This is a genomic window from Nitrospira sp. BLG_1, from assembly GCF_047338595.1.
Taxonomy (GTDB): domain Bacteria; phylum Nitrospirota; class Nitrospiria; order Nitrospirales; family Nitrospiraceae; genus Nitrospira_D.
In genome coordinates this window covers 105,527-128,050 of record NZ_JBLFBO010000008.1, presented here as the reverse complement: position 1 = coordinate 128,050, position 22,524 = coordinate 105,527, and the positions used below count along the sequence as shown (strand labels likewise).

Annotated in this window: 21 protein-coding genes and 2 tRNA genes; 4 read left to right on the top strand and 19 right to left on the bottom strand. The window is 55.4% G+C overall.

Annotated elements, in window-relative coordinates; translation table 11 throughout:
* Positions 1-56: 56 nt before the first annotated feature.
* From ACMTNU_RS09970 to ACMTNU_RS09960, 3 genes are all read right to left on the bottom strand, one after another.
* Entirely contained in the window at positions 57-821 is a 765-nt protein-coding gene (locus ACMTNU_RS09970; protein WP_413935093.1) for a DUF3800 domain-containing protein, read from the bottom strand.
* Between the two features lie 336 nt (positions 822-1,157).
* Entirely contained in the window at positions 1,158-2,996 is a 1,839-nt protein-coding gene (locus ACMTNU_RS09965) for a hypothetical protein (protein ID WP_413935092.1), read from the bottom strand.
* A 381-nt stretch (positions 2,997-3,377) separates the two neighbouring features.
* Positions 3,378-3,824, bottom strand: coding sequence for a c-type cytochrome (locus ACMTNU_RS09960; protein WP_413935091.1), 447 nt, complete (start codon positions 3,822-3,824; stop codon positions 3,378-3,380).
* 218 nt (positions 3,825-4,042) lie between these two features.
* On the opposite strand from ACMTNU_RS09960, the gene ACMTNU_RS09955 reads away from it, so the two are divergent.
* Entirely contained in the window at positions 4,043-4,177 is a 135-nt protein-coding gene (locus tag ACMTNU_RS09955) for a hypothetical protein (RefSeq protein WP_413935090.1), read from the top strand.
* Between the two features lie 26 nt (positions 4,178-4,203).
* Here the strand turns inward: ACMTNU_RS09955 and ACMTNU_RS09950 are convergent, their stop codons facing one another.
* The 16 genes from ACMTNU_RS09950 to xerD all read right to left on the bottom strand — a co-directional run bounded on the left by ACMTNU_RS09950 (position 4,204) and on the right by xerD (position 18,618).
* Positions 4,204-5,136: a RodZ domain-containing protein gene (locus tag ACMTNU_RS09950; RefSeq protein ID WP_413935089.1), complete on the bottom strand. Its 933-nt coding sequence runs from the start codon at positions 5,134-5,136 to the stop codon at positions 4,204-4,206.
* A 7-nt stretch (positions 5,137-5,143) separates the two neighbouring features.
* Positions 5,144-5,833 (bottom strand): tetratricopeptide repeat protein, encoded by a 690-nt coding sequence (locus tag ACMTNU_RS09945; protein WP_413935088.1) that lies wholly within the window; start codon positions 5,831-5,833, stop codon positions 5,144-5,146.
* Complete coding sequence (locus tag ACMTNU_RS09940; protein ID WP_413935087.1) at positions 5,830-6,741, bottom strand: PfkB family carbohydrate kinase; 912 nt, start codon at positions 6,739-6,741, stop codon at positions 5,830-5,832. Before ACMTNU_RS09940 ends, ACMTNU_RS09945 begins: the two co-directional genes overlap by 4 nt.
* 3 nt (positions 6,742-6,744) lie before the next feature.
* Entirely contained in the window at positions 6,745-7,644 is a 900-nt protein-coding gene (gene mtnP, locus ACMTNU_RS09935) for an S-methyl-5'-thioadenosine phosphorylase (protein WP_413935086.1), read from the bottom strand.
* A 15-nt stretch (positions 7,645-7,659) separates the two neighbouring features.
* Entirely contained in the window at positions 7,660-8,658 is a 999-nt protein-coding gene (gene miaA, locus ACMTNU_RS09930) for a tRNA (adenosine(37)-N6)-dimethylallyltransferase MiaA (protein WP_413935085.1), read from the bottom strand.
* Positions 8,659-8,738: 80 nt separating this feature from the next.
* Positions 8,739-10,517 carry a DNA mismatch repair endonuclease MutL gene (mutL, locus tag ACMTNU_RS09925; RefSeq protein ID WP_413935084.1) on the bottom strand — a complete coding sequence of 593 codons (1,779 nt, stop codon included), beginning with the start codon at positions 10,515-10,517 and terminating at the stop codon, positions 8,739-8,741.
* Between the two features lie 64 nt (positions 10,518-10,581).
* A complete protein-coding gene (gene ybgF / locus ACMTNU_RS09920; protein ID WP_413935083.1) occupies positions 10,582-11,352 on the bottom strand; it encodes a tol-pal system protein YbgF in 771 nt (256 codons plus the stop codon).
* A 3-nt stretch (positions 11,353-11,355) separates the two neighbouring features.
* The gene (gene ybgF, locus ACMTNU_RS09915; RefSeq protein WP_413935082.1) at positions 11,356-12,744 is read right to left on the bottom strand and encodes a tol-pal system protein YbgF; all 1,389 of its coding nucleotides are present in this window, start codon (positions 12,742-12,744) and stop codon (positions 11,356-11,358) included.
* A gap of 66 nt (positions 12,745-12,810) precedes the next feature.
* The gene (gene pal / locus ACMTNU_RS09910; protein ID WP_413935081.1) at positions 12,811-13,515 is read right to left on the bottom strand and encodes a peptidoglycan-associated lipoprotein Pal; all 705 of its coding nucleotides are present in this window, start codon (positions 13,513-13,515) and stop codon (positions 12,811-12,813) included.
* Positions 13,516-13,594: 79 nt separating this feature from the next.
* On the bottom strand, positions 13,595-14,935 hold the full coding sequence (gene tolB / locus ACMTNU_RS09905; RefSeq protein ID WP_413935080.1) for a Tol-Pal system beta propeller repeat protein TolB: 1,341 nt from the start codon (positions 14,933-14,935) through the stop codon (positions 13,595-13,597).
* 3 nt (positions 14,936-14,938) lie between these two features.
* Positions 14,939-16,009 carry a TonB family protein gene (locus tag ACMTNU_RS09900; protein ID WP_413935079.1) on the bottom strand — a complete coding sequence of 357 codons (1,071 nt, stop codon included), beginning with the start codon at positions 16,007-16,009 and terminating at the stop codon, positions 14,939-14,941.
* Between the two features lie 38 nt (positions 16,010-16,047).
* Positions 16,048-16,494: a biopolymer transporter ExbD gene (locus ACMTNU_RS09895; protein WP_413935078.1), complete on the bottom strand. Its 447-nt coding sequence runs from the start codon at positions 16,492-16,494 to the stop codon at positions 16,048-16,050.
* Positions 16,491-17,192, bottom strand: coding sequence for a MotA/TolQ/ExbB proton channel family protein (locus tag ACMTNU_RS09890; protein WP_413935077.1), 702 nt, complete (start codon positions 17,190-17,192; stop codon positions 16,491-16,493). The genes ACMTNU_RS09895 and ACMTNU_RS09890 overlap by 4 nt, the downstream gene beginning before the upstream one ends.
* A gap of 73 nt (positions 17,193-17,265) precedes the next feature.
* A tRNA-Asp gene (locus tag ACMTNU_RS09885) sits at positions 17,266-17,343 on the bottom strand.
* A 135-nt stretch (positions 17,344-17,478) separates the two neighbouring features.
* A tRNA-Val gene (locus ACMTNU_RS09880) sits at positions 17,479-17,554 on the bottom strand.
* 113 nt (positions 17,555-17,667) lie between these two features.
* A complete protein-coding gene (gene xerD, locus ACMTNU_RS09875; RefSeq protein ID WP_413935076.1) occupies positions 17,668-18,618 on the bottom strand; it encodes a site-specific tyrosine recombinase XerD in 951 nt (316 codons plus the stop codon).
* Positions 18,619-18,741: 123 nt separating this feature from the next.
* Here xerD and ACMTNU_RS09870 point away from each other — a divergent pair, with 123 nt between their 5' ends.
* Genes ACMTNU_RS09870 through trpS form a run of 3 tightly spaced genes read left to right on the top strand, consistent with a single transcriptional unit; the run spans position 18,742 to position 22,458 of the window.
* Positions 18,742-20,718, top strand: a complete 1,977-nt coding sequence (locus ACMTNU_RS09870; RefSeq protein ID WP_413935075.1) for a penicillin-binding protein activator — start codon at positions 18,742-18,744, stop codon at positions 20,716-20,718.
* A 10-nt stretch (positions 20,719-20,728) separates the two neighbouring features.
* A complete protein-coding gene (locus tag ACMTNU_RS09865; protein WP_413935074.1) occupies positions 20,729-21,469 on the top strand; it encodes a site-2 protease family protein in 741 nt (246 codons plus the stop codon).
* Positions 21,466-22,458 carry a tryptophan--tRNA ligase gene (gene trpS, locus ACMTNU_RS09860; RefSeq protein WP_413935073.1) on the top strand — a complete coding sequence of 331 codons (993 nt, stop codon included), beginning with the start codon at positions 21,466-21,468 and terminating at the stop codon, positions 22,456-22,458. The genes ACMTNU_RS09865 and trpS overlap by 4 nt, the downstream gene beginning before the upstream one ends.
* Positions 22,459-22,524 lie beyond the last annotated feature (66 nt).

Genomic DNA, 22,524 nt, shown 5'->3' with positions numbered 1-22,524 from the left:
ACACGACTAGACCCCAATTTCCTCCCACGATGAATGGAAAGCAGGGATAACCGTTGTTAGAACGGTCTCCAGATACCATTCACCTTTCTAGGGAAATCAAAGGTCTTCTCAAGTTCTTTGAGTCGATCACCTGAGTAGATTTTTGTGGCTTCAGGTATGTCGACAAATTCACGCATCGGGCGCCCGAGAGAGGGAAGCCCATTTTTGCGAAATATCTTTTTAATCAAGAAGATTTCGTATGCAAGAAAATCAGCGGCTTGAAGCGGAACTGTGGCGGGGCAGTAAATCCCCTCAACGGTGCGGTCCTCCTTATGTTTGAATGATGGCGCCGGGAATTCCTGCTCGTCGAAGTACGCCCTCAATTGACCACTCCCAGGATCCCCTGACTCATAAATGTATGCGATGGGCGTTTTGACATTTTGCCGTCTAGCCCATAGCTTGACACGTTCTGCACAAGCCAAAGCACATAACACATAGGCATTGATCTTCGACTTTCTTTTCCTTTCCTGGGAAAAAGATTCTTTCCAATCATTGATCTCGATACCGACACTAAACTTATGGAAGGTATGCTTCTTGATCACACCCAACAAATCGCACCATAGGCGTAGTCGCTTATCCTCTTTACCTTTCCATTCTATAAATTCACCTCTAAAGTTCTGGCAATCTGCCGCATGAAACGTCTTGAGGTGATAATTACCAAGAACTGCCCGCCATTCATCCGAGAATTCAGACCAAACCTTTACGCTCGACACAAAACCCGCTACAACCATATAGGGGTGCTCGTGCTCCTGGCCGCTAGCATCAAAGTACGCAGTGAACATACCTATAAGGGTTGCTGACTCATAAAGGACCCAGATGGAGACTCATCGCTAGACGCTAGCTAGGGTAATAGGAGTCCATGTTAATACTCCTCTCTATGATACTGGCCTGAACTTCCTGTTACTGAGTCAAGTACAGTGCTCACGACGCAGACAGAGCCTATGCCGTTTGCTGTCAGTAGTCACGCTCTCGCACAGTATGGTGGAAATCCCACTACTGGCGTGCAGTCGCTAGTGATGTGATAGAAAAAGAGGGTGAGAAGTTGCCTCCCCACCCTCTTGTTATCAGCTCCGATGCGAATACAGGCGAGTGACCACCTCTATTCTTACACACAGCTTCTACTGGCTGGTTACTTGTAAGTGAATGCTCCCTGTTTCCGCTAGCGCAGGGTTGATGGTGATCGTGTACGTGTCTGTCGTGGCCAACGTCACCGTATTGAGGTTAAAGTTGGACGCGGAACTCGTCGCCCCTGCTTGCAAGACTCCGCTCGGCGTATAGAGATTCACTGCCACGCTATCGAACTTATTATTGGTCGCTTTGATCGTGATCTGCTGATTAGCCGTACCGCTAAATGTATAGCGACCACTCTGACCAGCCCGGCTGATCATGATCGGCCTCGGCGCGGCATTAATCTTGAGCGAATCCGATACCTCTGTCGAGAGTGTCAGCGTCATGTTGCCGGTATAGGGTCCACCTGGGCGAACAAGCACGGTATAGACTCCGGTGGCCGGCAATGGATTAGAAATTTCAAGCGCGCCACCCGCCGTTCCTACTGCCGTGGAGGCCAGCTGGGTTCCATTCTGGTCCAATAGCGAAATGCTGCTCGACGTAAGCCCAACAGCCGTGAGCCCAAGGCTCACCCATTGTCCGGCATTGCCGTTAAACGTGTACCGTGCCGTCTTGCCTGGCTTGTTCAGACTCACGGTCACCGACGCTCCGTCAAGCGCGAGCGTACCCGTAACGGGTGACGACAACGCAAGGGTCATGCTGCCGGTGTTATTGCCGACCGGATCCACGACGATCGTGTAGGCTCCTGTCTCTGGTAATGCCATGGCCGGATCGAGACTGCCGCCACTGGAACCGATCGTGGTGGATGCCAACTTGCTTCCATCCGGTTTCAACAGCGACAACGTACTCGAGGCGATTGAGACACCGGTGAGACCGAGGTTGACCCATTGGCCCGCCGACGCATTAAAGGTATACAGCGCGCGTTGACCCGGGACGGTCAATGTCGGGGTGACCGTCATCTGGTCGATCATGATATTGCCCAGGAGATCCGGAGCATTGTAGAGCGCAAGCTTTACGTTTCCGGTATAGCTTAACTCCGGATCGATCAGAACCACATACATCCCGGAGGTCGGAAGAACTTGCGCATCGACCACCGCACCCGCATGGGCGAATGAGGTAGGCTGACCCAGGGGACTGCCGTCCGGCTTGAGGATTGATACATACCCGCTTCTGATCGTCACATCACTCAACTGCAAGCTGACCGCCTGACCGCTGTTGCCGGAGAAGGTGTACCGAGCGTTTTGCCCGGCACGGCCGATAGCAACCGATACCGCCGAACCCTGGGGCACGATCGTACCCTCCAGCTCATGTGAAACGGTGATCGTGAAGCTTCCGGTGTAGGTGCTGAGGGGATCGAAGAAAATCGTATAGACCCCGGTTGCCGGCAATTCGACAAGGTCTATGCTGCTGCCGTTCATCTCGCTCGAGGAGATGGTCGCACCTGAATCAGCAGTAAATTGGTACGCAGTGGCAGATGTCTGGACCTGTGTCTGTGAGGAGAGTGGTCGAGTGCCCATAGTGGCATAATAGTTCCTGACGGCGGTCGGCTGTCTGGAAATCAGACTCCCATCCGGCCCATAGACCGACACCTGAAACTGTGTGAGGCTGACCGAACTAAAACCGAGATTGATGCGTTGCCCGGCTGTGCCCTGAAAGGTCATCACGCCATTCTTGTTCGGAGTGGCAATCTTGACCGTCACGGGCTCCCCTCCGACGGCAACACGCCCATTGTATTCGAGGTCTGCCGCCACGATAGCTGGTGGGAGGGAGCCCTCTGCGGCCTGACTGGTTTCGGTGGCTACACTGAACGTGATTCCCGCTGATACAAGCGCGAGCGATGCTGCTACGACTGCTCCTCGGCACTGCACCCATGGACATAGGCTGCGCATAGTCGCCCTCCTAATTGTTCAAAATGAGAACGTCGATGTTCGCTGTATTTGCTACCGTATGTACTCTTTTATCGCAATTCTGACTCGTCCGGCGGACTGTACCCTTTTTTGTATGCAAGGTGCAATCCCCCCAAGCCTTCCAACGCCAATATTCCCAACCCCCAAACGAGGGGATAGCGACACAGACCGTCCAGAATCTGGATTGTAGAAACAGCTGAAGTGGAGAATGTACTAACTACGTCGGAAAGGTGTCATGAAGAGCATGGGACCCTCGTGCCTGCTGTAGCCTGACACATAAAAAGAGAGGGTGAGGAGTTCCCTCCCCACCCTCTCTTTTTCTCAGCGTTCTTAAGAGCTTACGAGAATCTGTCGAGCGATTGATTACTCGCCCTTGCAGAAGCTCCGCTCATAATTGATGATGTTCCACGCTTCTTCCTCGGTGATCGCAGCCGGGACCAAGGACACCATTCCGGTTCCAGGGCTGCCGTTCTTGATGACCCACATAAGCTCGCCATCTTTCCGCTTCTTGTGGAACTTGCAATTGGTGAAGTCGCGGGGGCTCGGATTGAGGATCTTGCCCGCTTCGCCCTGTCCATCGCCAGCCTTGCCATGGCAATTGAAGCAGGTACCTTTCCCTTCATACAGCGCTTTGCCCTTGGCGATACTTTCGGGCGAGGTTGCGATCGGATTCTTCAGAGCCTTTGCATCCGCCATCTGATCCGGCGGAACGCGGGGCTTGGTCGGATCCTTTTCTTCTGCTCCCACGACCGAGACGGAGAGAAACATCACCGCTGCAGCAATTCCCAAAAACTTGGACAGATACCCCATCACATGTCCTCCTTGATATGTTAAACCCACCCAGCCTGAAGAGAACCTCAGGCCGCCGACTCATCTTCTCTACATTCAATGGCCAGTTAAACGCCCGAACTATACCAACCAGTCTAAATTTCTGTCAAGGAAACATCCCTCGGCATCACCGTGATATTTCCTGCTCTCGGGTCGAAGACGTACAAGCCCCATGCCAATTCCTATCCAAAAGAAACCCTATGAATCTCGCTATTTATGCAGCTCATCAGATCGCCTCTTCCTACATTCAATCCATTCGTGACACCTTTGCGCCTCACCGAGGCCAGCCACGCCTCATTGAGGCTCGTGAGATTCTCATGGTGCTGGTTACATGAAAAGAAATACGCCCAGTGCGGTAGAACTATCGCTTCAGCACGATATCACGGGCGACTTTGCCGCTGGGGCCGAAGGGTTTTTGCGGTTTGCCATTGAGCTCAGCTTTCACACCACCGGCGTTCCCGAGGGTGAGAATAAATTGATCCTGCCCCGTCCAGTGCCCCTTTTCACCAGGCCGAAGCAATGACTCTTGCGGACTCCCATTATCGATCTGCACGACGACCCAGCTCAACTCGGTTGCTTCCAGGTCCAAGACCAGTTGCCCATCTCCATGGTTCTCGATCGCGCTCAGACCAATCCCCGCCAGGGGGCCATCACTGCCAGAAGAACCAAGCGCCCCTGTCGGCGCTGCGTCGGATTCAACTCGTGACGCCACGACCTCAACCACCGCCGGCTCCTGGCGACGCGGAGCTTCTGCGGTCGTCTTCTGGAGAGCTCCGGCCGGTGATTCGATTGATTTGGCTGCGTCGGCCGAACGCTCAGGCTCGCGAGTCACCGATTCCGCCACGTCCTTATTCGGTTGAGTCGTCCGTTTCGTCGCGGAGACCTGTTCTGGTGCACCGCGCCGGAACACCGTGGATTGCTCACGACTCAACAGGAAGACGAGCGTCAGGACGGCAATACCAATAGCAATCGCCACCGCTTTTCGATTGGCCTGACGCTTACGGTCCTCCTCAATCTGGCGAACCTTGAGCCGTTCCCGCTCATCCTGTTTCTCGTAAAAAGAGCCGGCCGATTGAATAAACCGATGAATCGCGTCTTCCTCGTCCAATCCAAGCGATCTCGCATACGACCGCACGAACCCTCTCGCGAAGACCTGATCAGGCAGTTTGGCAAAATTGCCGTCCTCGAGCGCCTTGACGAAATCCGTGCGAATACGAGTTTTCGACGCAACCTCATCGATGGTCAATCCTTTGGTTTCACGGACCTGCCGAAAGAATTCGCCGACCGACTCCATAGGTCTCCTACTTCAATCGCGTCAAGAGATCTGACGCCGCTGTCGCCCACTCGCCCCCCTTGTCCAATGTCGCCACTTTCTTCAGCACTTCTCGCGCGCGCGTCGTGTAGCCGAGCTGAGAGTACACACGGCCCAGCTCAAGATGCGTCATCGCTGGCGGAACCGTCGGCGGACTGGCGGAGGCCGCATCTTCGAACGCCTCCATCGCTCCCTGGAGATCGCCCTGGTGCGCCAGGGCACGGCCAAGATGAAAGCGAGCCAGATCCGGCGTGGGGTACAAGGGATTCGCCAACGCCGACCGATAGGATTGCATCGCCTCCACCCACCGATCCTGATTGGCTAAAACTTGCCCCAGATACGTATGCGCTTCGGAGTAGCTCTCGTCGATCTTCAGCGCCGCACGAAACTGCTCTTCCGCATACGGCAATTTGCCTTGCAGCGCGTAGACATGTCCTAAGGCATATCGTGCTTCTTTGTTATTTGGGTTCAATTGAACAGCTTTCTGGAACGACACGAAGGCCTGCTGCCGATCCCCCGGGAGGCTCGCCACTCCTTCTTGATAATGCCCTTGCGATTTTTGCAGAACCTCTTTCTCTGTCGCACAGCCCGCCACGACGCTGGCTAGTCCAAGCCATATCAAGATCAATGCGCGACAGGCTTGATCTCGATGGGGTCGGTGTCTGTTCCAGATCGTCATACGTCCTCAAAATGCGTGAGTCGCTTGAATTCAGCGAACCGTGCCTGAATCTCTTTGTAATCCAGGATTCGCAATCGGTCAAGACTAAAGGCTTCTACTGTAAATGACGCCATGACGCTTCCAAAGATGATGGCTTGCCTCATGGCCTCAGGGGAACGGTTTCCGGTGGCGGCAAGATAGCCCAAAAACCCACCGGCAAAGGTATCGCCGGCACCGGTCGGATCGCGCACGTCTTCAAGTGGAAATGCCGGTGCGCCGAATACCTGCTTTTCATTGAACATGAGGACGCCGTATTCTCCTCGCTTCACGATGAGATGTTTGGGTCCTCGTGACAGCACCAACTTCGCCACTTTCACGAGATTGGTGTCCTGACCCAAGGCACGTGCTTCGCCGTCGTTGATGATCAAGACATCGACCTTCTCCAGCACTTTCCACAAGGCCTCCCGCTGGCCATTGATCCAGAAGTTCATCGTGTCAGAGGCCACGAGCGCTGGGCGTTTCACTTTCTGCAACACATCGAGCTGAAGCTCGGGGTGAATATTCCCAAGGAACAACACATCCGGCTCCCGATACGCCTCGGGAATCTGCGGGCGAAACGTCTCGAACACGTTAAGCTGCGTATCCAGTGTGTGCGCTTCATTCAACTGATGGGTGTACTCCCCTTTCCAGCGGAAGGTCGCTCCTGGTCGCCGCTCCAATCCCGTCAGATCAATTCCGCGGCTCTTCAGAAACGCGACATGCTGCTGAGGAAAGTCTTCCCCGACTACCGCAATGAGCGCCACTGATGTAAAGAAACTCGCCGCCGTGGAGAAGTACGTGGCCGACCCTCCCAGAATCTCCGTCCCTTCGCCGAAGGGCGTTTTCACCGTATCCAACGCAACCGATCCAACCACTAACAATTTCCCCATTGCCTAACGAGCTCCTTTCTGTGGTGTCAGGGCACGGTCGATGAGTACTGAGAGCTTCTTCCGCACCGCTGTCGGTATCCGCTTCGGTGCGGTCAAAATCGCATGGTCCAACGCGCGATGACAGGCACACTCGATCGGATGTGCGAACGACGGCATGACCGTCCGGAGAATCTGTTTCGCCAAAGCAACGTTGCGATGCAGGGTGTCCAGCACGGCCTCCACGGTGACCGCCTCTTCCGTCTCGTGCCAGCAGTCATAGTCCGTGACCAAGGCCAATGTCGCATAACACAACTCCGCCTCACGAGCCAGCTTGGCTTCCGGCATATTGGTCATCCCGATCACATCGACACCCCATTGCCGGTAGAGCCGTGATTCCGCCTTGGTCGAAAACTGCGGGCCTTCCATGCACACGTAGGTACCATGAGCATGCAGCGTGGCCCCGACTCGCTCACCGGCGGAGCGCAACGCGCGGCCGAGCTCCGCACAAATCGGCTCGCCGAATGCAACATGCGCCACAAGACCCCGATCAAAAAACGTCGAGACGCGGCGTTTGGTGAGATCGATGAACTGGTCTGGCACCACGACGTCACCCGGATGAATCGATTCTTTCATGCTGCCCACGGCACTGACCGAAATGACATGCGAGACCCCGAGGGACTTGAGTGCAAAAATGTTGGCGCGATAGTTGATTTCACTGGGATTCAACAGATGCCCTTGTCCGTGGCGAGACAGAAACGCCACTCGAATCCCTTCGAACATACCCACTTTGACCGCATCGGAGGGAGCTCCGAACGGCGTACGCACTCGAATCGAGCGAACACCCGTCAACCCTTCAATCTCATACAGTCCGCTTCCTCCGATCACTCCGACTGTTACCCGCTTATCCTGTTTTTTGTTCGGCATCCCAAATCCCTTTTCTCACCATGCCCGCAACGCAGCAGGCTGTTGTTGTGTCCCATGCCCTTGCAGAAATTCGTCGATGCGCGTGATGACTCGCCTCCCCACCTGTTCGAGCGGCTCGTCTTCATCAATGAAGAACCACTCCACACCGGGCTCCTTTCGAAACCAGGTCATCTGCCGTTTTGCAAACCGTCTGGTATCACGTTTGAATTGACGCACCATTTCCGCATGTTCATATTCGTTCGCCAAATAGGCGCCAATGTGCCGATACCCAAGACCTTTCATTGACCCAAGCTCGCGCCCGTATCCTCGATCGAGCAACGACCGTGTCTCTTCTATCATTCCATGGGCCAGCTGCCAATCGATGCGTTCATCGATCCGTCGATAGAGCGCCTCTTTAGCTCGATGAAGTCCGATCACCAGTGCCGAAAAGGGTGCCTCGTGAAACTGATGTTCAGCCTGCATCTCGGACATCAAACGTCCAGACAGCCGATACACTTCCAGCGCCCGCATGACCTTCGACTCATCGTTCGGATGCAATCTAGCCGCTGCAGCAGGATCGACACGCATCAACTCGGCATACAGGCCGGTTCGTCCAGCCTGCTCCCGCAATTTCTTGAGGTCCGCTCTCACGATGGGATCAGCCTGCGGGGCAGGACAGAGGCCTCTGATCAGAGTTCTGATGTAGAGGCCGGTCCCCCCAACGACGAGAGGCAACAGGTCGGCAACGTATAACTGCTCGATATGGTCCAACGCAGCACGTCGATACCACCCAGTATTGAATGCTTCATCCGGATTCACCAGATCTAGAAGCCGGTGCCGAACCGTCTGCAGGTCCTCGGCAGTCGGCTTGTCCGTTCCAATATCCATTCCGCGATACACTTGACGCGAATCCGCCGTCAGAATCTCGGTGCCAAAATGTTTGGCGACCTGTATCGCAACTCGACTTTTTCCAACCGCAGTTGGCCCCAGCAGGACGACCAAGGGACGATGGCGACGTGCAATGTCCACCCGCATGGTCACACCACCGACCAGAACTGTTCACCACAGCGCCACCAGATCCATCGAACATGAGTCGCTCTTGCACCTTGCATGAGCTACCAACCGGCTCGTCCGAACATTTTCTCGAGATCGTCGGTGCTGAGTCGAAACGACGTTCGTCTTCCATGGGGACAGGTGGTGATCTCTCCCTCCGATCGCCACTCTTCGACCAACATCTTGATTTCATCCAGTTGCATGGAGCGTCCAGCTCGGACGGCACCATGGCAGGCCAACGACGCCAACACCGGCCGCACTCGCGCCTCGAGTGCAGGAACTCGCTCCCATTGATGCAAGTCCTCTAGCAGGTCCTCCAGAAACACTTTCGGGTCGACTGGACCAAGTCCGACCGGCGTCGATCGGAGCAAGACCGTGGTGGCGCCGAACGGCTCGATTTCCAATCCCAACTTCCCGAGCTCCTCCTGATAGCGCAGGATCAAGGCCACATGATCCGGCGACAAATCCAGCGGATCGGGCAGAAGCAGCGGTTGAGCCTGAAGACTGCGGGCCGTCCACGTCCGATACAACCGCTCAAACAACACCCGCTCATGGGCTGTATGTTGATCGACCACCACCAGATCTCCCCCAACTTGGGCAACGAGGAATGTCCGGTTGATCTGTCCCAACGCCACCACTTCTCCGGCAGGCACTCGCACATAGGGCTCCGCCGCTTCACTTACAAACGCCAGCTGAATCTCTGGACCTGGCTGTGGCAAGACTGTCGTCTCCGTTGGACGAGACCTGGTCATGCCCGAAGAATCTGGCCACGAAACAGCGACATGGGGAGTAGCCCGCTCAGATACCTCAATGTCATCGCGTCCCGGTGCGCCCACTCCACCACTCAGCCGCTGACGAACCGCTCGTCGAACAAGCTGATGAATAAATTCATTATCCGAGAAACGCACTTCTCGTTTCGTCGGATGGACATTGACATCCACGCGCTCCGGATCGACATCCAGGAACAGGACGAATCGTGGATGGCAACCTCGAGGCAGAAATGAACCATAGCCTTCTCCGACGGCGTGGGACACGGTCAGGCTCCGAACAGGTCGACGATTCACAAACAATTCTTGCGGAATACGCGAGGGCTTGGCATGGACCGCATCAATAATGTACCCCGTGAGGCTGGCGCCGGTTTGCCCGTCATGGAGAGGAAGACCGTGATCAAGAAACGCACGCGGGTACACTTGGGCGATCCGCTCCCTTTCTGATCGCACGGTCGGGTAGTTCAGAAGTTCCTGCGCATTCTGGGTGAAACGAAATTGGATAGCCGGCCATGCCAGCGCCGCCTGTTGCACCACCCGAATGATGTGCGTGCACTCCGTCGGGGCAGACTTCAAAAACTTTTTCCTGGCCGGCTGATGCTCGAACAGCGCCGTCACCTCAATCCTGGTCCCGACGACCGGAGGGGCGTCGGTCATGTTTCCAACGAGTCCCCCCACGACGTCCAACTTCGTCCCTACCTCGTCAGAACGTGTCGCGGTCAACAATCGGACATGCGAAACAGCCGCGATGCTTGGCAACGCTTCTCCCCGAAACCCCATCGTCCGAATGGACCACAGATCGGCATCAGACCGAAGTTTACTCGTGGCATGGCGTTGAAACGCACGGATCGCATCCTGACGACTCATCCCCTCTCCATCATCGGTCACCCGAATTAAGGAGAGGCCTCCATCGTCCACGTCGATTGAGACGGAACGACTCCCGGCATCAATGCTGTTTTCAAGAAGTTCTTTCACGACGGCAGCAGGGCGCTCAACGACTTCCCCGGCTGCGATGCGACCAATCACGTCTTCCGGCAATAGGCGGATCTTGGTGCTGTCGTCTGTCTTCAGCACAGCACCAGGCTCCTCATGCACGATGGGAATGGGAACAAGGCAGGACGTCGAACAGCAGGGACGCTCATCGGAGCTCGGCCAATTTATGCTTGGCCAACTTGGACTCATCCGACGATGGAAACTCCTCAAGCACCCGTTTTAGATTCTTCCTCGATTTGGCAAGATCGCCGGTTTCAGCCGTCGCCAACCCAAGTTTGTAGAGCGCCGCCGGCATTTTTTCATTCCCGGGATACTCTGCAACAAGATACTCAAAGGTCTGAATGGCTCGCCCATACTCTTTCAGATTGTAATAGGACTCGCCCAACCAGTATTGGGCATTGGGAGTCAGGGACGTGCCAGGAAAGTCTTTGATGAACCGTTGGAACCCGGCAATAGAGAGCTCATATTTCCCGTTCAGATAATCATTGTAAGCCAAATTAAACGCCGAGGTGGGCGTGATGCCCGATGCGGTCACCACGGCCTCAACCGGAGGTGTCGACTTCACCGCCTTCGCCGCACGTAGTTCGGGTGAGGAGTCCAACCTGGCAGATGCCTGGCTCACGGTCTCTTCCATCTTCGCAAGTCGGCTTTCCAGCTTCTGGATACGAGCCGTCACATCATCAAAGCGTGACTTGGTCACGTCCGTGTCCTTGCTGTCCTTGCTCCGCTCGATCGCTTCCAAGCGACGGACCACCGCATCAACCCGTTGATGATCCTGATCCTGTGTCTTGGAGATGATCGAAAGCTGGTCCCGAGTCTGCATGAAGTCCGCATGCTTGGCGCATCCGGCAAACACCATCACCCATCCCAACCATCCCCCTATCACCGCTGTGGACATGACGGTACGGACTCGCATGCTTTACCGCACCTCCTTCAGTTGACCCAACTTGTCGGATGCCTTCCCTGCTTCGACACTCTTGGGGTAGAGCGTGACAACCTGTTTGAAGGCCGATGAAGCTCGTTTCTTGTCCTTCATGGCCAGATACGCGTACCCTTTCTTCAGAATGGCCGACGGCACCTTTTCACTACTCGGATAATCGACCTCTACCTTATCGTACGCATCAATCGCTTTCTGAAAATCATTCTTGCGAAAATAGGACTCCCCCAACCAAAAGCGCGCGTTGGGCGCAAGGTTCGAATTGGGAAACTCGTCCAGAAATGAGGCAAATCCCTGCTTGGCTCCTTCCAAATCCCCCTCTCGAAACAAAGCCAATAACCGTTCATAGCGAACTCGATCAGGGGGATCGGATGTAACCTGAGGAAGTTCCGACTTGGCTGATTCTTGAGGAGGCACAATCGTCGTCGCGCTACCTGATGTGTCCTGCCCGGCAGACACTCTTGATGCATCTCCTCCTTCCAGCGCCGTCTCATTCGGTCCCAACGACGAATGCTGGGAAGACTTAGTTGCCTGCTGCAATGACACTGGCTTATGCGACACCTGCTCAATCGTCTTCACCAGGGCATCAATGCGGCCATCTTGCTCGTCGAGTCGAGCCGTGACTTTTTTGCCGACGGCTTCAAGTGCCTTGGTGATGGAGACCACGCTCCGATTCACATCTTCCGCATGCGTCGCCGCAGTTTTTGAGTCCGCATCGATCTTTGCCGCAAGGTTCTTTGAAGCATGCTCTCCTTCACCGACACGATCATTCAGACCGGTCAGCGCTTCTCGAAACCCTGACAACGCCTGATTAAACTGCGTAAACTTTTGAGAAACCTGCTCGATCCTATTCTGGTGCTCGGTCAGCTCCTTTTGGTGCCCCTCCAACTTGGCATCAACACGCTTTGCCAATCCCTCATTCGTGCGTTGCACGACATCGATGACTTCTTTCTTGAGTGATTCCATCGCCTTTGCCAGATCGTCCAGCCTTGCCGATACCTTCGCATCCTGAGTCTCAAAGCTCTTCTGCATCCACAGATAGCGAGTACTACCGTCGGTTTCCAACTTCGCCGCCAACTGCTCAAGTTTCTTAGTCTGCTGCTCCGCCTGCGCCGACCGGTATTTAAGATCTTCCTGCCTGGCCTGAAGGTCTTTGGTCAGATGCAGCGCCTTCTCCAGTTCTCCGCGTAACTGGGGAATTTCATACTCGCGTAGTGTCGTAATTTCTTGAGTCTGCTTGGCACTGGTCTGTTTGAAGTCTTTTTCAGTTTTTTTCAAGTCGGACTGCTGTGCGACACAACCCGGCAAAAAGAGCCCGCCTACAGCCAAACCCAGTAGCACGCCATGCGTGGTTCGCAGTTGAGACTTCATGCCTTGCACTCCAGTGGACCGACTACAACGAGGATACGCTCCTGCCAACAGCGTGTCCCACACGCACTATTTCCCCACCTTCACGACAAGATGCCCTCGACGATTCATCGAGTAGCAGTGCTCCCCATGTTCTGTGCAAAACGGCCGTTCTTTTCCATACGAGACGACCGAGAGGTGCTGGGGAACCACCCCCAACTCAACGAGGTAGTTCCGAACGGCTTTCGCCCGCTTCTCTCCTAGCACCAAGTTATATGCGGAGGTGCCTCGTTCGTCACAATGTCCTTCGATCTTCAGCTGAGCCTGCGGATTTGATTTGATCCACTCCGCATCGTTCGCGAGCGCGTGGCGCCCTTCGTCGGTGATAGAAAAACTATCATAGGCAAAAAATACGTCCCGCAAGCCGGCCGCCGCCGATGCCGTCTGCTCTGCACGTATTTCAGCGAGCTGGCGTGCAGCACCGCCAGGATCGGACTTGGCCATCAGCGTGTTGCCCGGAGTCACCGTTCCATTTCCGTTGTGACCACCGCCTCCGAGTCGTTCTTCTAAGGGGTTCCGATCGAATCCGCGCAGACTACTCGTCTCATCCTTCCCGGACAACGATGTGTCGGGAAAGCTTGAACTTGCCCCACCTTTTGCCCCTCCTCGTGCCATTTCTTCCTGTAACGCACGTGTGTCTCCTCCCGATTGAACCGCCTTCCTCGAGCAAGCCGGACTCAGCAGAAGGAGCACGCCAAGAATCACTGGCAGGGGGGTGACTACTAATGTCTTCATCGAGTCGATTCCCTTCTCATCAGGTGTTCTTTCTTTTCATACCGTGGAGGACGATTCTCGTCAATGCCTTGCACAAAAATCACGAGGCGGGAGACCACGTCGGTGCGCTATTGTGAGTCCCCGTAAAGGTAATTCGTTCCAAGTCCTTCCCGTCCGTATTAATCATATAGATATGGCTCTTCCCGTCCGCCGTGGAACTAAACACAATGTGCCGTCCATCGGGGGACCACGAAGGGGAATCATCCACCCCCGGCCCGGTCGTCAACTGCACGCGCTTCTGCCCATCGGGCGTGATGAGACAGAGCTTGTACTCTTTCCGTGGAGTCCGGCACACGTACGCGATCCAATTCCCTCGAGGAGACCAGGCGGGAGCGGCATTATAATCTCCCTCAAAGGTCAATCGGCGCACATTGGATCCATCCGCGCTGATGAGAAACACTTGCGGTCCGCCGCTTCGGTCGGAGGTAAAGGCCAACTCGCGGCCAGACGGTGCCCAGGAAGGGGAGAGATCTCCGCCGGCATTGGTCGTCAACCGTTGCACCGCCTTGGTGTGGGTATCCATGCGATAGAGTTCCGCATTCCCCTCGGAGCTGGACGAATACGCGAGAAAATTCCCGTCCGGAGAGAGTGCCGGCGTGATGTTCAGTCCGCCCTGCGAGACCAGAGTCCAGCGTTTTCCAGTCGCGAGCTCAAGGAGATCGATATCTTGCGTATTCCGATTGCGGTAGGTCGTAAAGACCAAAAATCGACGATCAGGAGACCAGCGCGGCATCAAATTCAAAAATCCGTCGGCCGTCAGTTGCCGCGGGTCGTAGCCGTCATAGTCCATGATGAATAACTCGCGCGCCGAACCCAACTCAGACACATAGGCGATTTTTGTCCGAGCGATCCCCGGTTCTCCGGTATACCGAAACACCAGCTCATCGGCAAATCGATGGGCCATCAGTCGGACCACCGATGTCGAGCCGACATAGCGTTTCCCCCCAACCACCTCGTTATTCCCCGCATCGTAGACATAGCCGTCCATATTCACATCGGAATCTTTATTCCCACTCTTGATACCAGCTCGTCCCCACACCACCACCGACACGCCATTCTCAACCGCGTGCTTGAAGGATGGATCCGGCTCAGCTCCGAGTTGTCCAGCCTTAATACCGAGACCATTCACATCAACGAGAGCAAACACCAAGGAGCGACGGACATCCGTCTTGAGCACCTCCTCAATGCGGCTACCGAGCTTCACGCGCCCTTCCGGCGATTCCGTCCCACCCAGATTCTCAATTCCGGCAATCGCCAATGGAATTTTTTGAAAATCTGGCCTCGCCGCTTCAAGAAACACGTCGGCAGCACCGGATTCGATGATCCACACCAGGCCGACCAGGGCACAGAAACCGGCAATCACAAGCGCTCGTAACGTCATAATTTATCCTTGAGGCTCGCCCACGGTAAAGGTGAAGTGGGCATCAAAGTATGAATCGGAAATATCGGCCGGGAAGACAGGCAGAGGATTTGCGCTCAGAACCGCCCGCTTTCCCGCCAGATCATAATAGTCATTCCCAGACGATTGTTCGATGGATACACCCGTGACTTTCCCGTCCCGATGAAGTCTGAATTGGACGATTACCACATACACCTGGTTGGTCAGGTCCAGAGGCGGAGCACTCCAGCTATTGCTGATGCGTTGTCGGACCAACGCAAGATAGGCATTCGACCCAGGAGCCATTCCTGGAACCTTCAGCGTCGTGTCGACGGCCTTGACGCTCGGCACTTTTGCCTCAACCTGAGGAGCCGGCTGGGAGGCAGGTTTTGAGGGAATATCGACCGAAGCCACGGCTTTGGGCACTTCCAGTTTATTAATCTTCTTGAGCTCTTCGTCCAAGTCTTTTGCAAGATCTTCTGTCAGGGAGGAAGACGATTTCTGGGCCACAGGCTTCCCCGTGAGATCTCTCGTATCCGAGACGACCGGCACATCAGGCAGCTTCATAGCCGACGTCGCCCTGGGCTTCTCCTCAGGACTGATGTCTCCGCGCTTCGGAGCATCCGGCGGCAACTCGATGCCCTTCATGATCTCGCTCATCATATCATTCGACGATTTCGCCCGAGTGACAGGAGGAGAAACCGGCGTGGAGGAAGCAGACGAAGACGGGACAGGTACCGGCCTTGGAACGGGAACGGCCTTGGGTGGCGCGATCGTCGTGGTACGCTCGACAGGTTTTGGCGAATCGACAGACTTATGCTGCGGCACTGGCTTCGGACGTTCTAGGTCTTTCTCTTTCGAAATCGGTTGGCTCTTTTGAGGCTCAAGGGTTTTCACCTGAGGCGCCGGGAGACTGGCCAGCGAAATCTCAATGGACGCAAGCGGTCGTTCACCATGACGCGGCAAGCGAATCCACGCCACGATCGCCAAAATCCCGAGATGCAACACAAGGGAAACAAACAGGGCACGGCTCAGGCGGCGAGCCAGCTTCGCCTGCCACTCATCATCCGATATCATACCGGCTGATGTCCAAGCCTGCACCGTGAACCTTAATCCTACTGGTTAGGTGGAGGAGACGTCGCCTCCGTGATCCGCTCAGGTCCGGTTGTGGGATCGGTCACCATGCCGAGTTTTTCAATCCCGGCCTTTTTGACTCCATCCATAACCTGAACCACGACCCCATACGGCACATCACGATCGGCACGCAAATACAAGGAGACATCCGCGTGTTCTTGCTTCAGGAGATGTAACTTTCGCTCGAGTTGAGCCACGCTGACTTGATCTTTGTCGAGATACAGTCGCTGATCTTTTTCGATCGTCAACACGGCTCGAATTTCAGGTTTGATGGTGTTCGAGGCGGAAGTCGGCAACTTGATGTCCATTCCACGATACAGCATCGGCGCGGTCACCATGAAGATGACTAATAACACCAAAACCACATCGACCAGCGGAATCACATTGATTTCGGCCAAGAACCGACGCTGCCGTGTCTCGAAAATCATCCCTTGGCTCCGACGGCAACCGGATCGGCGGACTTGGTCTGCGGTGGGATCAGAGCCAGAAGCTCCACCACGACGGAATCCATCTGCAAGGCAGTACGCCTGATGCGCGTCAGGAAGTAATTGTAAGCAATGACTGCGGGGATCGCCGCAAATAACCCGGCAGCGGTGGCGATCAAGGCTTCGGACACTCCGGGGGCCACAGCCGCAATACTGGCCGTGCCCTGGGCGCCGATTTCCCGAAACGAATCGATGATCCCCATCACGGTCCCCAACAACCCTACGAACGGGCTGATATTCCCAGTCGTAGCAAGAAACGGAAGAAAAGACTCCAACTTGGCGATTTGACTCTGCGCGATATGGGCGGCCGTCCGCTCCATCACATGCCGATCAAAGGCGAGCGCGCCGTTCTCCTTCATCTCCGTAGGGATGTAGCCGATCCGCTGGACGACGGTATGAAAAATCTTTGCGCAGGGACTTCCGGTAGTTTGTTGCACCTGCCGCGTGACCTCTTCGACATCTCTCGCTCGCAAGAGCACCGCCATAAAACGGCGGTCTTTCTCGTCGGCCGCACGAAAGCTCGCCCACTTATAGAAAATAACCGCCCAGGAAATGATGGAAAACCCTAACAGTAGCAAGAGGACCACTTTGGAGACGATCCCCAACGACATGATGACTCCCAGTGGGCCAGCTTGAAACATACGAGTCTCGACGTGCCTCCTTAGATTTCAGTCGCTCTGTGCAACGTGGATTGTACCAAACACTGGGGAAAAATGGCGGGGCCGACGGGATTTGAACCCGCGACCTCCAGATTGACAATCTGGCGTCCTAACCAGGCTGAACGACGGCCCCGCAAAATCTAGCTATGGCGGAAGATTGAAAATGACAAGACGCTCTCAGTTTGGTCGCCGATCAAGCCCCGAGCTGAGGAACAAACCCTCCGTACAAAAGCACTCTCCCTGCCGCGCCTTACCACAATACTCCATTTGGTAGGCGGAACAGGGATTGAACCTGTGACCTCTGCCTTGTAAGGGCAGCGCTCTCCCAACTGAGCTATCCGCCCAATTTCCTTAGCAAGCTCCGCGGAGCCTATCAAGTCCATACTGCCTTGTCAACCAGTAGCCATCTCTTTCACCGCTCGCGTCACATCCATACGTACGACAACAGTCTTCACCCTCAGGCTTTTGTTCCACCCGAGCCTCGTCGCATAAGCTGTCTTGGGAAAAATCGTTTATGAACATGCTTCAGCCGGCTCCGTTCTACATACGTGTAAATCTGAGTCGTCGCAATATCGGCATGCCCCAGCATCGTTTGAACGGCTCGAAGATCGGCTCCCCCTTCCAGCAAGTGCGTGGCAAACGAATGTCGCAGCATGTGCGGCGAGATCGACTTCGCAATCCCAGCGCGTCGTGCCCGCTGCAGAAGCAGCTTCCAACAGGCTTGTCTGGTCAACCCCTGCCCACGGCGACTGACGAACAACACTCGCGTGGAGCGGCGCTTCAGAAGCACCGGACGAATGTGATCAAGGTACTCACGCAACAGATCTTGCGCAGTCTGTCCCATCGGGACCAGGCGCTCCTTGGTACCTTTCCCCACGACCCGAAGGCAACCGAGATTGAGATCCATGTGAGACAGTGTCAACCCCACGAGTTCTGAGACACGAAGACCTGACGCATACAACAGTTCCACCATCACCCGATCGCGTTGATCCTCTACCCGATCACGTACTGGCAACTCCAACAGAGCGGTCACCTCAGGCCTCGTCAACGTCTTCGGCAATTGAACAGGCCGGCGCGCCACCGCAACTTCACGGAGAGGACTCCCTTCCAAGACACGTTCCCGCACAAGGAATCGATACCAACCTCGCATGGCCGAAAGAATCCGGGCAACCGACGAGGCCGCAAGCGATTCCTGTTTGAGAGCGGCCAAAAACGATCGGATCACCTGCGATGAGACGACATCGTTCATGCGCAGTCGATGCATCAGCAAATGTTGCTGCAATCGAAACAGATCACGCCGGTAGGCCTCGACCGTATTCGTGGCCAACCCTCCCTCAACTCTCAGTTGTGTGAGATATCGTTCAACCAGAGGGTCGAGGAGCGCGGTCGATGGGGCAGTCGTGGACATCAAGTAACCGAACTATAGCCAACTCGCGCATTCCGCACAATGACACTCCCATTATAGTTCTCCTTGACAGGCCACCGCCTTTCCGATACTAGTCTGCGTACGGCCTACCATCGGCCCAACGGAATGCTCGCCTATTCACATCGCCTACTGCTCAACGCTGCTCGACTGTTGCTGGTTCTCACCATCAGCGGGACATTTACGCTCGGTGAGGCCCTTGGTCTCACACGCTCGGAACTGCCAGGAACGACAGAGTCCCCCAAACCCCTCGTTCCCATCCCACCAGTATTGAACCAGGCCAAGCAGTTGATTGAAAAGGGCGCGTCCGAATCGGCGGTGACCGTGCTCCGTCGATTCTTAACCACGACTCCTCCTCCTGAACACCTTGACGACACCTACTTACTACTCGGTGCCGCCCTCTACGGCATCAAAGACTATCCGGAAGCCCTTCGTTCTCTCAACCAACTCCAGACGGAGTTTCCTGAATCCGACCTGCTAGACAGGGGCAAGCTCTTGATGGCCCGCACCCATGCAGCGATGGGCAATTTTGATCTGGCTCTGCCGTTGTTGGCTCAAGTTCGGACTACCACACAGGACGAGAGCACGAAGCGTGAGGTGCAGCAGCTGACAGCCGAAATCCTGGCCAATAAGAAAGATTATGTGCGAGCGATCCACACCTTGCTGGAAGGAATGGTCGGCAGCTCAGACGCACAGATGACCGAGACACGTGAACAAATCCGCCAGTTCATCTCGGACAAGCTGGATAAGCGTGGCCTGATTCGCGTACGCGAGGCCTATCCTCGCTCATATCCCGGTGACCTCGCCTCACTTCGTCTGATCGACTATTACACCGGACGAGGTGAAGACCACTTAGCAGAGCGGGAAACTCGGCATTTCCTTGCGGCGTTTCCCGCCCACCCCTCCCTCTCAAAAGTCAACGAGTCCCTCGATCTCATCAAAACGAAATTGAAAGCCAATCAATATCTCATTGCAGCCGTCCTTCCACTGTCGGGACCGCTGTCCCCCTTCGCCACGGATGTTCTTCAAGGCATTCAACTGGCGGTAGAACGGGCTCGTGAGCAGCCAGGGTCACCACCCGTTGGACTGATCGTCAAAGACCATGACGCCGACCGGCAGGGCTTTCTGGACGATCTTTCGACGCTGCTCCACGAGGATCGTCCGCTTATCGTCATCGGTCCGATGTTGTCGAAGAATCTTCCGGTCATGGCTGAAATGGCCCAAAAGACCAGAATCCCGTTAATCACACCGGCCGCCACACTCCCGAATGTCCGGCGGATGGGCAATTACCTGTTCAGTACGGCACTGACCTATGGGATGCAGGCCGAACGGATTGCAACCTACGCTGCCAAGGAACAGGGCTATCGACGGTTCTGCATTCTCTATCCCGATACCGTCTATGGCCGTGAGTTAGCCCGCCTGTTTGCGCAAAATGTGCGGCGGCTGGACGGCGAAATTATCGCCATGGAAGCTTTTAAGGAGGGGGACACCAATTTTGCTCCCCAAATCCAGCGGCTCAAGGCCGAGGACCTGAAAAAATACGGGTTGGCAGTCCCCGTCGAAGTAACCAATCCAACGGGCAAACCGCTGAGCCGAAACGAAAAACGAGTCCTCTACACACCAGGCTTCGATGCGATCTTCATCCCCAGTCGCTCAAAAGAGATCGGCCTCCTCGCCGCCCAACTGGCCTTCCATGATATCAAGGCTCCCCTTCTCGGCACCAACGGATGGAATTCCCAGGATTTTGCTCGCACCGCAGATCGTGCCGTCGACGGCGCGACGTTCGTCGATGGCTTCTTCATCGATAGCCTCAATCCCGGTGTCCAGGAGTTTGTCCAACGACACCAGAAACGCTTTGAGTCCCCTCCCTCACTCTTCACCATGCAGGGCTATGATGCCGCGAGAATTGCCATCGACGGAATTCGCCATGGAGCCATCACCGGGGACGCCCTGCACGAGTACCTCGCGACCTCACGCAATCTCCCGACACTGACGGGACCGGCCGAATTCGGACCTGACGGTGCTCTGCACCGACCGCTCTTTCTTCTTCAAGTAAAACAAGGTAAGTTTGTGCAACTGAACTGAGCGCAGGGGTATGAGTTCGTTGTCACAAATTCTCCACACCATCTCGTATATGGGACTCCCGCTCCTGTTTGCTATGGTCCTCCACGAGTATGCCCATGGCTGGATGGCGGAAAAGTGTGGCGACTCGACGGCAAAACTTCAAGGTCGCCTCACCATCAACCCTTTGGCGCACATTGACCCATTTGGTACCGTTATTCTCCCCCTGATTTGCCTGATGCTGCCGGGGAGTTTTCTCCTGGGCTGGGCCAAACCGGTCCCGATCAACCCAGGAAACATGCATCAGCCTCGGCGCGACATGGCCCTCACGGCGGCGGCCGGACCAGGAATGAATCTGTTGCTGGCCGTCGCCAGCGCCTTGCTCCTGGCTTTGATTTTAACGATCGATCCCTCCTTGTCCATCCGTAACACCGGGGACGCCGAGACGATATCCAATCTGTTTGGGACCATGTTTCTGCGACCGATCGCCGTCATGGCACTCTACTCGGTGATGATCAATGTCTTCCTGGCTCTCTTCAACCTGCTTCCCATTCCACCGCTCGACGGTGGCCGTATCTTGACGGCGGTCTTGCCGCCTCAACCTGCCATGGCGTTAGCCAGGTTGGAGCCATACGGGATGCTCATCTTGGTGGGACTGATCGTGTTCGACAAGGAGCTGGGAATCCTTCACATGATCACAGGAACCTTTGTAAAAACCTTGTCGGGAACCATTCTGTCCACCGCACTCGGCCTACGCCCAGGAGCAACTGAATGACGCCAATTCGAAAGCGAGTTTTGAGTGGGATGCAGCCCAGCGGCCTGATGCACCTTGGCAATTACCTGGGAGCACTGGAGAATTGGAAGGCCTTACAAGAACAGTATGACTGCTACTTTTTCGTCGCGGACTGGCACGCCCTCTCGACGAACTATGCCGACACCAGCCGTATTCGGATGTTTGTCCGAGACATGTTGATCGATTGGTTGGCTGGTGGCATCGATCCGGAACGTGCCACGATTTTTATCCAATCCCGGATCCCCGAACACGCGATCTTACATCTCTTACTCTCAATGATGGCTCCCGTCTCCTGGCTCGAACGCAATCCGACCTACAAGGAAAAGCAGGAGGAGATCAAAGAGAAAGATCTCACTACCTACGGTTTTCTCGGCTACCCCGTCCTGCAGGCCGCCGATATCCTCTTGTACAAGCCTGATTTCGTGCCGGTGGGTAAGGATCAACTCCCGCATCTGGAGCTGACACGGGAACTCGCGCGGCGCTTCAATGATATCTACAAGACATCGGTGTTTCCTGAGCCGAAGGAACATCTGACGAAGTTTCCCAAGGTAATCGGCACCGATGGCCGCAAGATGAGCAAGAGCTACCATAATACGATCAATCTTTCGGACACAGAACCGGCTGTCCGACAGAAACTCAAAACCATGGTGACTGACCCAGCCCGTGTGAGACGGACCGACCCCGGCAATCCGGACCTCTGCCCGGTCTATGAATTCCATAAGATTTACTCGCCACAGGGAACTCAAGACCAAATCAATAAAGATTGCCGAACCGCCGCGATCGGCTGCATTGACTGCAAGAAACTGGTGGCAGATCGGTTGGTGGAGCAGTTGACACCGATCTGGGACATACGCGCGAAGCTCACCCAAGATTCATCCCAGGTCGATGAGATTGTTGACGCCGGCAGCAAACGTGCCGCTACGGTCGCAAAAGCAACCCTCCAAGAAGTCAACGAAGCCATGAAGATTTAGGAGTTGTCCCAGAACCGTCCGCTCGTCCGTTGACCAACACATAGCAACAAGCAGTGAGCCTGAAAG